Here is a 13,303-nt window from a genome sequence, read left to right as displayed (position 1 = left end):
TTTAAGCTGTTTTATTTGTATTTATTTCCACAACAGAAGACTTTCCATCTTGATTATTAATCAGTAAACCTCGCACTTTTACCGTTGGTGGCACTAATGGATGATGACAAATCATCTTAACACAATTTTTGATATTGTCACCAGTATTTTGTTTTCCATTTAGCCATTCATTAATCGTTTCACCAGTAAATTCAGGCATGCTATTTTGAAACAGATAATCCAATGTCTGTATTCTTGACTTAAATTGTCCATCTATCGAAATAAAACGATCGGCCTCACTGCTTGTTCCGACAACAAAAATTTCTTCTACTTTTTCCTGAAAGACAGCAATAATAATTGACCTCATTATATCTCCAAAAGGATTGGAGATAACAGGACCAAAGCATTTTATAGTTAGCATGTTTTCAGGCTGTATATTGGTTTCCTCTTTTATAATTGATTCCAATCCATCTCTAACATCCATCAAAAATAATACTTTTTTTGTCTTATCTAAAATCATCTCGAACCCTCCTTTACCAATTCTCCCAATCGCCTTCTGGGCTGACACTTGCTAAGCGAACCCAGCCATTTTGGACTTTTTCTTGAAACGCAGCATTAGTTTGCAATAATCGCTCTACATAATTTTTTGGTGCCTGAATTATAATCAGTAAGCGAAGTGGTGAATGAAATGCAGCTTCATCTGATTGCATAACAGATTGCCACGGTAAGCCCGTTAACAAGTCACTCGCATTCCCCTGCATAACACCAAGACCTGCTGTTACGGTTTGTGTTGCCTTATTGCCACTTCCATAATAATGTGGAGCTACTGTTGATGCGTAATATTCTAGATTTATCCATTGAGTAACCGTTCCTGGACCTGAAATAATATTATCTAAGATTTCTCCGCTTTCATCCTTCTGCCAATTATAGTTATGAAGAAAGACTCTTCCTTCCAAGTCACAGCCATTTGTTAAATCACGTTGACCAATTATAAAAGCTGAATTCCCAGCTAAGCCCCATTCGGGACGGATCACACTCCAATCCTCTGCCAAGCAATAGGCCTCAGACTGAGAATTTTTGCGTTGGGATGGGAAATGCGGTATTTTAGCTAAACGCTCTGTATTTGCCTGTTTGCTTACTTTTGGCAAAATGGCTTTAATCCGACGAAAAGCCTCTTGTGCTGATTTGGAAAGCTCTGGAACATAAATCCAGTCTAATTCATCAACGGTTGTATTATGCTCAGCAGCTGCGAAAACCGTTTCCTTAGGAATGTCTATTCCTTCTAAAGACAATGCTCTTCTTACTTCAGGCAGGTTGCACAAAGTTGCTAAGACTCGCGCGTTGAATCCACCTGAAGCCCCGCCACAGGCACCACAATCAAGAGAAGATGCATAAGGGTTATTAGTACTGTGGCTTCCATGTCCACATATAACAACTAACGGGCTGAAATTCTCTGTTATCCCCATCATTTTTAATGCTTGGCGGGCATAATTAACTTTCTCTTCCTCGGTAAACCCAATTGGTATCCCGTTCTCTGTTTGATGAACATGATTAAGAACCAGTTTTGTATTTGGTTTACGCAGCCAATTTTTGCGTAGATTATGAATGAAGCGATCGGCACTTTTTGGGACAAAACTGCGTGCTGCCATTTGGAGACTTAGCCAAGGACCACTTAATTCTGGTAATAGTAAGTTTGCAAGTAAATTCTGTTTCATCGATTTGAAAGTATCGCTAAAGGAATGAACGGTCTGCTGACGTTGTTGAAAGGCTTTAAGTTCATTCTCATCCGTACTCTCCATGATTTTATGCAATGGCTTTTGCATAATTGGCAAGGATGGGTGACTGTGTTCGCTTCCTAATTTATTCGTAGCTATCGGTACTCCAAAGAAACCAGCCATTCCTATTGTTTCAAATGGTCCCTCTTTTTCAAGCTGACGGCGAAATGGCTCGGAGCGAACATCTATACAGAATACAAATTGTGCTAATGTTGTTGCCTTATCGTTTGTACTGAATTGTTTCGCACTAATTTTTTGACTTAATTGTTCAGCATGTGTTTGCTCCCAAGCTTCCAGCCAGAGTTTTCTGCAAAGCTTCTCATCAAATTTTGCTGCAAATAACAAGTATTCTTGTTGTTGTGCACTAGACAACTGAGACCATTCCTCTAATGACAGACTCCCCCAATGAATCAAAGCTGCTAAAAGACCATCTATGGACTGATTATTTTCGTAGCTTTTCGGAATAAAAGGGAGCTGCGGATTGATAAGCACCCATTCTAAGGAAATTCTTACTGCTAAATATTCGGTTAGCAGGTTATTTTCCTCACTCGATTGTTTAGAACGCCAGAGCATCATTCCTGCCCATCCAGGCAAAGATATTAAATGTGCTTCAAGATATTTCTGTTTTTCTGGTTCAGGAATAGAAAGAGCATTTAATCCTTTATTCAAGGCTATTTCTGCCTCTTCTGGCCACTTTTTTAAACTTTCACGTTGTTTTTTTGTAAGGGCAGGATCATAACAAATCAGCCGGCGCCAAGAACGATAAAAACCTTCCTCTCGATGTGGCATTGTCCAGGCAGCCTGCGACTCATCAAGATATAATTTACACCACTTAATAACATGGTAATCGAGTATATTGATTAATCTTTCCTTATCTTTACTTTGTAGATGTGAACTGATTGGCTGCACAGACGAATAATGGGCAAAATCTGTATGATGCTTCCTATATTCTTCTGCTTTTTTCTTTAATTCATGAGATGTGAGCAAGCTGGATGGAATGGGTTCCAAATTTAATGCCGCATGGCAAAAACGCTCTGCCACATCTTGTGGGATATTAAAGGGATTTGATGCAAGCCATTGTTTAAGACCTTGTTTAACAAATACCTCTTTAATCTCTCCCTTTTTTTTCGCTGAAAGGATCATAGAGGCACTAGGATAAATATCAACATCACGAGTCTGTTTTAACCAATCTGCCACTTGATCAAAGGTTTGTTTTTCAAGTCCCATCCACGGATGACGGGCTGCGAACGTAGAAATTGGCCAAAGCGGCGCAATTACTTTGCTGGCAGCTTCAATGTAACTACTAATATCGCTTTCTACAAAATTATCTGGTATATTTTTTTTATTTGAACTAGCTTTTGTTAATACAGATGTAATACTCATCACACATTACCTCCTTTTATGGTAATTGTTGTTTTAGATAGCTCGGATGACTTTCTACTGCTTTTGGCTTTGCTTCTCCTAATCGCACTAACCAAAGATATAGGACAGTAAAGAAGATGGACGAACGATTTCTAGCAGCGATCGCCCCTATTACAGTGCCAACTAATAAAAGACAACCAACGATAAGAACAACAGCTAATGGCGGCTGCGAACCTTGGAAAACAGCAGTCTGTAATATGTCATAGAAAAAATGATGAATAAAAGAATAAATAGCAGCGGTTCCTCCTACAAAAATTAAACCAGCAATCCGGCCAATGCTCCCTTCTCCAAAAGCAACAAGCTGTCGCCAAGAAATAGAAATAGACCAAACTAAAATTAACGCACTAATTATTTGATAGCCTTCTCTTGGTGCTTGAAGCCAAAAAACTAGCCCCACAGCAAAACTTAAAATCCACCCTGCGATCGTCCATAAAAAAGCGGGCTGTGTTTTTCTGTAACTAGACTCTTCCTTTCGTCGCACTGCTGAACCCGACTGTAAAAATAGCGTCGCTTTGAATAAACCATGTAGAATAAGGTGGATAATGGCAGCAACATATGCACCTAAGGCACACTGAATGAGCATGAAACCCATTTGTCCAATCGTCGAGCCAACTAACTGACGTTTATAGTCAACTTGTACTAAACTAATTCCAGTTCCAACCAAGACAGATATCCCGGCAAATATTAGTAATAAAATAGTGGGAGCTAAATCGCCATTAAATAGTGGAGAAAAACGAGTAAGCATGATTCCACCTGCATTGACAATTCCTGCATGCATTATTGCTGAAACAGGTGTTGGTGCCACAACAGACTCTACTAACCATCTTTGGAAAGGCCATTGGGCTGCTGGAATGATAACCGCTAGGACAATCAATAAATTAATTCCAGTTCTTTCCCATGCCGAAATTCCAGCTAGATTTTCAATCGATAGTGCGGTTGATAATTGCCAAGAATCAGTACTGTGAGATAACCAAACTGCTGCCAATAACAAGGACACCCAACCGATTAAAAAATGATAACCAGATAATTTAGAAGCCTCAGTAGCTACTTTCCAGCCATTATTTAATCTTATAAGTAAGGTTAATCCTGCTAGCGTTACTCCCCAGAATAGAACCAACCATCGCAGATCTCCACTTAGCCAAGCAATGGAAGCGGCAGTTGTGGTAAAAGTGAAAAGGGTAAAATACTTACGATAAGATCGATCTCCCATTAAATAGCGGATTGAAAAACGTTGAACAATTAAACCAATGACAAGAACAAAAAAAGTCATCAGCCAAGCCAAGGAATCCATATGAAAAGGACCTGCATTTTCTGCTCCATTCGGATTCGCAAGCGCGATTAAAGCGAACAAAGGCGGTAAAGACACAATCCAGATATGAATCCTTACATAGCTTAATGGCACTTTTTGATGCAAAAATAATAGTCCACTCAGCATCGAAACAATAATCATCATAAAAAACACTAACAGTAATGATGGCATACTGTGCAAAAGAAACATTTTAAAAACTCCTTTAACTAACTTACTTCAAAAAACCTTTCATTTTTCCAATAAAAAAGCCGACAATCTTTTAAATTCACCATGATTTGCAAATCATGAGAACTCAAAAAATTGTCGGCTTCTCTTCAACTAATTACATCGAATTGTTTGAAGAGCTACCTCTATTTGGTTTTATATTTTCATTTAATTAATAAAAGACATTCGTACAATAATTTAGGATACTTATTTATCAAATCACTTTTCCTTACTTTATTAAGTTACTTTTTCATTCAGTCAATATCATTATTAAAAGAATGCTAAAGTCTTAATTTTTAAGCGAAAATTAATTTATAACTAAGTATGAAACTAACTATAAGATATGTCAAATTTTTATATTTGTCAATAAGAAAGCCTAATCTGCGAAGAAAAATCAAATTAATTCATGGGAAAGGAGAGAAGGTAATTCATCCGATCATGCTAAAACTTGATTCACGTTCGGATACGACTTCTTTTTTATCTTCTACCAACTAAATAACACTTAACACTTTCATTCATTAGTAAATTGGTACATAATTAGTATAGTCTATCATACTCGAAGGGATCGGTATCATGCTCCGAATCGAACTTATTTGTAACGAAATCAAACGTTTAATGGCTGATTATTATAAATGTGAAGATGCACAACTTAAAAAGCAAATACATAGTGATATTAAACTTTTAAGCAACGTTCTCTACCTTAGTGATCTGCCAGACGAATATCACGAAGCAGAACAGGAAAAGAGAGAAACTATTTAGCCGATGCTTCCACATCTGAAACTCACTTTATACTGCTGGAAATAAACAAAGAAGCATCTTGATTCATAAAAATACGATTACCTTGATAAAATGTTTTCCTTTTTGATGAACGAAAACCTACTTCCGACAATATTTCATTTAATTCTTCCTCTGTAAAACCGTTATGCACTTTTGGATGGTTTATTTTATCATTTTTTTCAAAGTCGATGATAATTAATTTGCCATCCTGATTTAAAATTTGGAATAACGCTTGTAAAATCTTCTTAGTATTTGGGATATGAAGAAGAACTAATGACATTAAAATAACGTCTGCCTTATGTTTCGGAGTGTCTTGCGTAAAATCAGAATATAGGATATCTGCATTCATAATTCCTCTATTAGCTATTTTTGCTTGGGCAACCTCCAGCATCTGTTCGGATGAATCTACTAACAAAATCGAAGCTACCAAATCCGATAATTCTAAACTAACGAGACCAGTTCCGCTCCCATAGTCCAATAAAGATAGAGATGTACTGTTTTCAAGTTCTCTTCTTACTTCCTTCACAATCACATTAGCTAATTCTCTTCTATCTTCTGTATCATATCTTTTGGCCAGCTGTTCAAAAACATTCGTTTCCATTTTCCAGTCTCCCTACTTTATCGATTATTCATTATATCAATATAACAAAGTATTATTTGAGGTTGCACTTTTTATATAATTCCCAATAGCATAATCGTTATTTATTACCACAATATATTCCTTCCACCTATAATCCACCATAGCGTCTTTTTCGTTTACAGAAATCTTCCAACGCATATAGAAATTCCTTCTCCGAAAAATCTGGCCATAATACATCAGTAAACCAAAATTCTGTGTACGCCAGCTGCCATAGGAGGAAATTACTTATTCGCTTTTCTCCACCTGTTCGAATAAGGAGGTCTGGTTCCTTCATACCAGCTGTATATAGATAGTCTGAAAACTTCTGTTCATCCAATTCCTGTAGCGAAAATTCATCATTGTTAATATCCAAAAATATCTCTTTCATCGCATGTAAAATCTCTTGTCTGCTTCCATAGTTAAGCGCAAAATTCAGCAAAAGTCCGTCATTATCACGCGTACGTTCGATTGCGTCCTCAACAGCTTCACGGGTATGAGCTGGAAGCTTTTCGATATCTCCTATTAATTCTATGCGAACATTACTAGCTATCAGATCTGGTAGATATATAGATAGAAACTCTTTAGGAAGCCTCAATATGAACTCAACCTCTGTCTTTGGTCGTTTCCAATTTTCTGTAGAAAATGTATATAGCGTAAGAACCTTTACCTTCCATTTAACGGCGGTCTTTACAATTTTCACTACAGTTGATATCCCTTCTTTATGACCAGCAATTCTAGGCATTCCTCTTTTCTTTGCCCAGCGTCCGTTTCCATCCATAATGATGGCAACATGTTCCGGTATCGTTTCGTTCAGAAAAAGGTCGGATACTGCTGCTTGTTTCTTGCTGAAAAAAGGTAGTTTCATTCCTTTCCCTCCTTCCGAAATGTTTTTAATTTCTCTATGTTAGAAAATACGTCACAATACTTTTCAAATAGCCTTTGCAATTTTACTTATTCATTTTCTTGGCTCTTACGATATTCTAAAATATCTCCTGGTTGACATTCTAGAGCTTTGCATATCCCCTCTAGTGTTGAAAGTCGAATAGCCTTTGCTTTTCCATTTTTTAAAATAGATAGATTCGCCATTGTGATTCCAACCTTCTCTGAAAGTTCAGTTACACTCATTTTCCTTTTTGCTAACATCACATCAATATTAATTACAATTGCCATTTCATTCACCTCAGACTGTTAACTCATTTTCTGATTTTATATCAATCGCTTGTTGTAAAAGCTTTTGAAGAACAGCTGCAAAAACCGCAATTACAATGGAAGCAAAAATCGGAATCATTCCAAATAGGATAAGACCTGGAGCATCGTCTGTCTGAGCTAAGAGAAAAATAAAAGGCTTCATTAGAACGTATAAGATACTAATGCTGATTGCATCTTTCTTTATATGGCTTAATGCCTTAACAGACATCTCAGAGAATGCTTCATTCCTATCAATATTCCCCAAAAGTCTAAAAGCCTGATAAAGTGCCATATAAAATGGGATTGCAGATAGATAGATTCCCAATACAAGCGGATATAGTATATGTGCATAATCTGGATTTACTGGGTTTTTAGCCAAGCCATACATTCCCCATAATCCTAAAGCAAGAACTGGAATTCCAATAAGAACAACAGCAACCCTTAAAAAAAGGGTAGTTCCTCTTTTCATAAAAAAACACCTCTTCTATTTATTATCTTATTGAAATTTACCACATGTTTTATCGTTTTACAATAAATTTTTATTCATTTTTATACTTTTTTTATTGATAAACAGGTTGAACATATATTTATAAAGGTATATATACTCCTAAATACGATTCGGTTCTTTTTAATAAAATTGTTCCTATCAAAAAAAACAGTCCAATCAATTACTAAATGGACTGCAATGTAGTTTGCTAAATTTTTTATTCGGTTATATAACTTTACCTAATTTCAATCCAATACCGCTGAACAATCTCCTTCCCATCTGTGGAAATTACTTCATTCTCTAACACTCCCCCAACTTTTTGAATCGTTTTAGCAGAAGCGGTATTTTCTTTATCGCAGGTTACTAGCACTTTATTTAAACCAAGCTTTTTTGCTTCTAGTAAACTAAGTCGCAGTTGTTCTGTCGCATACCCTTTCCTTCGTTTGGCTGGATGGATACTATAGCCAACATGCCCACTCTCCATCAATAGTTCTGGTGTTAATCGATGGCGGATATTAATAAGTCCCATTAATTCCCCATTCTTTATGCTTAAAAATTGAGTGGCAGGAACCCGATTAGGTGGGAGGTTTTCACCTTTTTCCTGGCTGTTTACTTTATTAAGCCATTCATGAAAATCTGTATAATTTTGCAAAGAGCTTCCACCATATGGCTGTTCTTCTATTTGTAAAAAAGCTGATCTATATTCCATTAATTGTTTGCTATATTTCTTTGATGGTCTTACTAATTCCATTAAAATCCCCCGCCTCCATGCTATTTCCTTTTACTGATTGAGAAGAATCAGATTTCTTAGTCACTGTTATCAGAAGATAACACAGAAAAATTTCCAATTAAAAGGAAATAACGATATAATTAAGTCATAATAATCCATACAATTTTGAAGTAATGACAAAAAGATAAAATAGGAACGAAAAGTGGTGAGGACAATAAAAACACATGAAACACAGAAGAATGACGCTGATTTCTCAAATGACGATGAAATTTTTGTACCTAAAGAATTTGCTCATTTGCAAAAAGCAACAGGCGACCAAATAGGAGTTACAAACTATAACATTAACTCTTTTCCAAAGTTTGTAAAAATATCGGCCTATTTATTTGTTGGATTATTATGTTTATTTGTTTTAACATCTATCATAGTGATGTTTGCTTTTTAAATAGAAAGAGCAAACTAAAAACAATTGCAATCTTTTCCGTAATATTATCTTTTTTATTATCTTCATTTTGTAATTCTATATATTTAGCTTGTATTTTTCTTTGTTTCCCATTATCTATTTTCATGGCATTTTTTCCTTATAAATCTTTCTGATCCACATTCAGTTCAATCAAATTACCATCTGGGTCTGCACAGAATATTTGGGCAAATCCGCTTATTCCATAAGGCTTTTCTAAAAATTCCACGTTATGCTTCTTTAACCAACTACGCGTATCATAATAATTTTCAACTCGGAGAGCAAAGTGCCCTTCCCGACTGTTTATCGATTTATCTTTGCGAATTGTCTGGGAATTTGGATAGACAATTAAATGAAGTTGCTGATCCTGTATTTGGTACCAGGCACCAGGAAAATCAAAATTAGGGCGGGGAAGTTCTTTTAGGCATAATATTTTCTCATAAAAGTGTTTAGCCTTTTTTAAATCGGTTACAGTAAGACTTACATGATGAAGGGATTCGTATTTAATCAAGCGATTCACTTCCTTTTTATTATTATAAAACGAAATGATGGTTCATTCTTATCTAATGCTTTGTTCATAAATAATTCCATTTATAATGGTATATCAACTTAAAAAGTACTGCGACACTATTCCTCTAAATAAGTATATACCGAAAAGAATAAAAGTTAGAATAGAAATTACTAAATTATTTTAACTATATAAATTTAATGTTCAACACATTAAAACAATAGAATAATGATTCCTAACGATAGCATCAAGAAATACATAACCATTAACTAATCCCTCACTTTATATCCTTATATGAAAATAGAGAGGTATAGTTTCATCGCGCTAAACAAAAAAGATCAGACCCAATGTGAGGACCTGATCGGTTTTCAACCTTATTTCGCTTTTTGCTTTACTTCCAAATGGAAAGAATAAATTTCACTTGGTCCAATTAAACGAAAGCCTTTTCCCTGCACATAGTCGAACTTTAAATCTTCATTAATATGCTTAATCGTTAATGGATCTAAATAAATCGTTAAACCATTATCCTCAAATGCCTTATCCTCTTCTTGTGGAAAATCAACCGCTAAATCAAAATTGTAAACATAGCTGCAGCCGCCACTAAAAATGGTACTTAATCGATAAACTGCACCCTCAGGAACTTCATAGCTACGGAATTTCTCAACAGCTGCATCGGTGATTGTAACCTTCATCATACCATCTCCTGCCTTTGTAACATTCTTATATATATAAGAATGGAAATAAACTTACTTTCAGCTTAACGGATGACATGGTTTCTTGCAAAAATTCTGCTTTCAGTAGCTAGAAAGAGTGGAAACCATTGTTTTAATGTTACTTTTCTTTTTTTCACAATCCGCAAACGATATGATACCTGTGCAGACACTATTCTGCACAGGTTAATGGCTAATTACGATCGATATTATCTACACAAATCGTACAAATTAGCCAATTGTCATTACATATGAAGTGATAGACCATCTACTGCCAAAGCAGCTTCTCCTAATACTTCTGATAAGGTTGGATGGGCATGAACGGTATGGGCAATTTCCCAAGGATTTGCTTCGAGCATTTGACCTAATGCAGCTTCGCCAATTAAATCTGTAGCATGTGGCCCAATAATCGTTATCCCAAGAATGTCATCTGTATTCTTATCGGCAATTATCTTGGTAAACCCCTCTTTCTCTCCATGAACAAGTGCTTTTCCAATTGCTTGGAACGGAAAATATCCAACTTTGACTTCATATCCTCTTTCTTGAGCTGTTGCTTCAGATATCCCTACACTTGCAATTTCCGGTGCGGTATAAATACAACGGGGTATTTGTTCATACGGAATCAAATATGTTTCTTCCCCGACAATTGTATCCACTGCGAGAATACCCTCATGCATGGCAACATGGGCTAATTGAAGTGTTGGGATACAATCTCCAATTGCAAATATTTTATGATCATGTGTACGACAATTTTCATCTACAACGATTGCGCCTTTTTCCAGTTTAATTGCGGTATTTTCTAAACCAATTCCCTCCACTACAGGACTTCTTCCAACGGAGACAAGCAGTTTTTCTGCGGAAAAGATGTCTTTTTTTCCATTTACTTCGGCGCTAATTTGCACCCCTTTTTCTGTTAATCTACAACTCTTTGCATCAACTAAAGCATTGGTTACAATCTGTACTTTTTTCTTTGTATAAATTTTTTGTAATTCTTGTGAAATGTCCTCATCTTCTGTCGGGACAATTCGCGGACTATATTCTAAAACTGTAACTTTTACACCGAAATCATTAAGTAAAGAGGCCCATTCCATGCCAATAACCCCTCCACCAATAATGATGATGCTTTTAGGTAATTCTTTAAGTGACAGCGCCCCATCTGATGAAAGAACTTGCTTTTCATCTAATGTTAGGCCTGGCAAGGATCTTGGTTTGGAACCTGTCGCAATAATTGTATTTTTTGCTTCAATACTTGTTTCTTTTCCTGCTCGATCAGTGATTTTTAAAATGGAATTAGAGTGAAAGAAACCGGTCCCTTCATAGACATCAATTTTCCCTTTCGCCATCAATCCTTTTATTCCAGCTTCTAATTGGCGCACAATCATTTCTTTTCTTTTTTGCGCTTTTTGAAAATTCACTGCTATATTTCCACTTACTTCTACCCCAAAGCTTGCAGCATTTTTAAATGTAGTAAATACTTCTGCTGTACGCAATAATGCTTTACTTGGAATACAGCCACGGTGAAGACAAGTTCCACCGAGCTTATCCTTTTCTATTACTGCAACTGTCTTTCCTTTTTGAGAGGCACGTATTGCTGCTACATACCCTCCCGTACCTCCACCTAGGACTACGACATCATATTTTTTCATTCTTGATTCCCTTCCTTCTACAGAGAGGCAACAGAAAAATGGTGAGCTATTGCCGACAATTAGTATCCATGCTTCGAACCAAAGCAATCATATTGAATTTGTCTTTTAAGTTAGCAGCACGATCACAGAGAAAAATCGCACTGCTCCGCTTCTTAAATTTTCTCAAACACTCAATAAATATTGCTTCCTAACAGGTATAGAGCTGCAATCATTTTTCATTTGCGTGCCTATCTACTTTTTACACTCTTTTTATCTATAACACTAGTAAATATGGATGTTCTAGATAATAAACAACTCGGTTCAAGAAATCTCCTGCTGGTGCTCCATCAAGCACTTGGTGATCAAACGTTAAGCTTAAAGGTAATTTTTTCACTGTTTTTACTGTTCCATTTTCTAGTTTTAATTCGTCGATAAATGTTCCTACACCAAGAATTCCTGTTTCAGGGGTATTTAGGACTGGGGTAAAATATTCAATTCCCTGTTGGCCTAAATTAGAAATAGTAAAAGTTGATCCCGTTAGTTCATTTCCTGGTAATTGTCCATTTCTTGCTTTTTCCGTTACAGACGATATAGCTTTTGCTAATTCCCCGAGCGGAAGCCGTTCTGCATTTTTTACTACCGGGACGACTAATCCGGCATCTAAAGATGTGGCAATTCCTAAATGCACCTCATCAAATAAATATAATTGGTCATCAATTAAATGAGTATTCATAAAGGACTTATCACGCAAGCTTAATGTAACGGCTCTGGCAATAAGCACCGTTAAAGTTAATCGGACATCAAGTTCACTTTCCATTATTTGTTTCTTAATATCCTTTTGAAAATCTAGCAGGGCATTAATTTCTGCTTTTCGATGCAATGTTAATTGTGCAGTTGTAAACAGGCTTTGCTGCATTCGTTTTGCAATGGTTTGACGCATAACAGATAATTTTTCACCGTTTACGCCTGTTGGTTGTACAACAGTTGCAGTTTCTTGCTCCACTTTTGGTTTTGTTGGTACTTTTTCTTCTCCACGCTTGTCAGCAAATGCTTGAATATCTCTTCGCGTGATTCGATTATTTGGTCCTGTTCCTGTAACTTTTTGTGTATCCACTTGCAATTGTTGGGCAAGTTTTCTTGCAGCAGGAGATATCCGAATTCGTTTATTTGTATCTTTCACTTTCACTTCCGCCTCTTGTTGTGCCGGCTCTTTTTCCTCTAACGTTGAATCTTTTCCTTCCTTAACATCATGATTACTTTCACTTTCCGCTTCCTTTTCATTACCTATTATTCCAATTGGCTTTCCAACTTCTACTTCATTATCGACGTCTTCGATAATTTTAAGAAGTACTCCATCTGATGGTGCCTCTACTTCACTTGTAAGTTTTTCTGAGCTAATAACAGCCACTCCTTCCCCTTCCGTGACGGATTCTCCAGGCTGTTTTAACCACTCCACGATGGTGCCTTCTTTCATGGTCATTCCTAATTTCGGCATCACAATAGCAGTTGACAT

At 36.3% G+C, this 13,303-nt stretch carries 14 protein-coding genes; 2 read left to right on the top strand and 12 right to left on the bottom strand.

Annotated elements, in window-relative coordinates; all coding sequences use genetic code 11:
* Position 1: 1 nt before the first annotated feature.
* From NST77_RS07260 to NST77_RS07250, 3 genes are read right to left on the bottom strand one after another with little or no spacing between them, the layout of a single operon-like run.
* Positions 2 to 499: a carbonic anhydrase gene (locus tag NST77_RS07260; RefSeq protein ID WP_095328411.1), complete on the bottom strand. Its 498-nt coding sequence runs from the start codon at positions 497 to 499 to the stop codon at positions 2 to 4.
* Positions 500 to 512: 13 nt separating this feature from the next.
* A complete protein-coding gene (locus NST77_RS07255; RefSeq protein ID WP_341122843.1) occupies positions 513 to 3,137 on the bottom strand; it encodes a DUF2309 domain-containing protein in 2,625 nt (874 codons plus the stop codon).
* Positions 3,138 to 3,153: 16 nt separating this feature from the next.
* Entirely contained in the window at positions 3,154 to 4,674 is a 1,521-nt protein-coding gene (locus tag NST77_RS07250; protein WP_123257585.1) for an NADH dehydrogenase subunit 5, read from the bottom strand.
* Between the two features lie 588 nt (positions 4,675 to 5,262).
* Here NST77_RS07250 and NST77_RS07245 point away from each other — a divergent pair.
* A complete protein-coding gene (locus NST77_RS07245; RefSeq protein ID WP_095328408.1) occupies positions 5,263 to 5,448 on the top strand; it encodes a hypothetical protein in 186 nt (61 codons plus the stop codon).
* Positions 5,449 to 5,470: 22 nt separating this feature from the next.
* Here NST77_RS07245 and NST77_RS07240 read toward each other — a convergent pair whose 3' ends face one another.
* From NST77_RS07240 to NST77_RS07220, 5 genes are all read right to left on the bottom strand, one after another.
* The gene (locus NST77_RS07240; protein ID WP_163185532.1) at positions 5,471 to 6,067 is read right to left on the bottom strand and encodes a methyltransferase domain-containing protein; all 597 of its coding nucleotides are present in this window, start codon (positions 6,065 to 6,067) and stop codon (positions 5,471 to 5,473) included.
* A gap of 127 nt (positions 6,068 to 6,194) precedes the next feature.
* The gene (locus tag NST77_RS07235; RefSeq protein WP_095328406.1) at positions 6,195 to 6,950 is read right to left on the bottom strand and encodes an isoprenyl transferase; all 756 of its coding nucleotides are present in this window, start codon (positions 6,948 to 6,950) and stop codon (positions 6,195 to 6,197) included.
* 86 nt (positions 6,951 to 7,036) lie between these two features.
* Entirely contained in the window at positions 7,037 to 7,255 is a 219-nt protein-coding gene (locus NST77_RS07230) for a helix-turn-helix domain-containing protein (protein ID WP_095328405.1), read from the bottom strand.
* Between the two features lie 10 nt (positions 7,256 to 7,265).
* A complete protein-coding gene (locus NST77_RS07225; RefSeq protein WP_341122842.1) occupies positions 7,266 to 7,742 on the bottom strand; it encodes a DUF2975 domain-containing protein in 477 nt (158 codons plus the stop codon).
* Positions 7,743 to 7,995: 253 nt separating this feature from the next.
* The gene (locus NST77_RS07220) at positions 7,996 to 8,511 is read right to left on the bottom strand and encodes a GNAT family N-acetyltransferase (RefSeq protein ID WP_171509583.1); all 516 of its coding nucleotides are present in this window, start codon (positions 8,509 to 8,511) and stop codon (positions 7,996 to 7,998) included.
* A 184-nt stretch (positions 8,512 to 8,695) separates the two neighbouring features.
* Here NST77_RS07220 and NST77_RS07215 point away from each other — a divergent pair, with 184 nt between their 5' ends.
* The gene (locus NST77_RS07215) at positions 8,696 to 8,932 is read left to right on the top strand and encodes a hypothetical protein (RefSeq protein WP_095328402.1); all 237 of its coding nucleotides are present in this window, start codon (positions 8,696 to 8,698) and stop codon (positions 8,930 to 8,932) included.
* 136 nt (positions 8,933 to 9,068) lie between these two features.
* Here the strand turns inward: NST77_RS07215 and NST77_RS07210 are convergent, their stop codons facing one another.
* From NST77_RS07210 to NST77_RS07195, 4 genes are all read right to left on the bottom strand, one after another.
* On the bottom strand, positions 9,069 to 9,458 hold the full coding sequence (locus NST77_RS07210; RefSeq protein WP_095328401.1) for a VOC family protein: 390 nt from the start codon (positions 9,456 to 9,458) through the stop codon (positions 9,069 to 9,071).
* Between the two features lie 371 nt (positions 9,459 to 9,829).
* Entirely contained in the window at positions 9,830 to 10,147 is a 318-nt protein-coding gene (locus tag NST77_RS07205; RefSeq protein WP_164463626.1) for a HesB/IscA family protein, read from the bottom strand.
* A 263-nt stretch (positions 10,148 to 10,410) separates the two neighbouring features.
* Positions 10,411 to 11,811, bottom strand: a complete 1,401-nt coding sequence (lpdA, locus tag NST77_RS07200; protein ID WP_341122841.1) for a dihydrolipoyl dehydrogenase — start codon at positions 11,809 to 11,811, stop codon at positions 10,411 to 10,413.
* Positions 11,812 to 12,064: 253 nt separating this feature from the next.
* On the bottom strand, positions 12,065 to 13,303 hold the full coding sequence (locus NST77_RS07195) for a dihydrolipoamide acetyltransferase family protein (RefSeq protein ID WP_095328398.1): 1,239 nt from the start codon (positions 13,301 to 13,303) through the stop codon (positions 12,065 to 12,067).

This window comes from Niallia sp. FSL W8-0177 (assembly GCF_038006285.1).
Classification (GTDB): domain Bacteria; phylum Bacillota; class Bacilli; order Bacillales; family Cytobacillaceae; genus Niallia; species Niallia circulans_A.
Note: the sequence above shows the minus strand (reverse complement) of the source record. Positions and strands in the feature narration are given on the sequence as shown.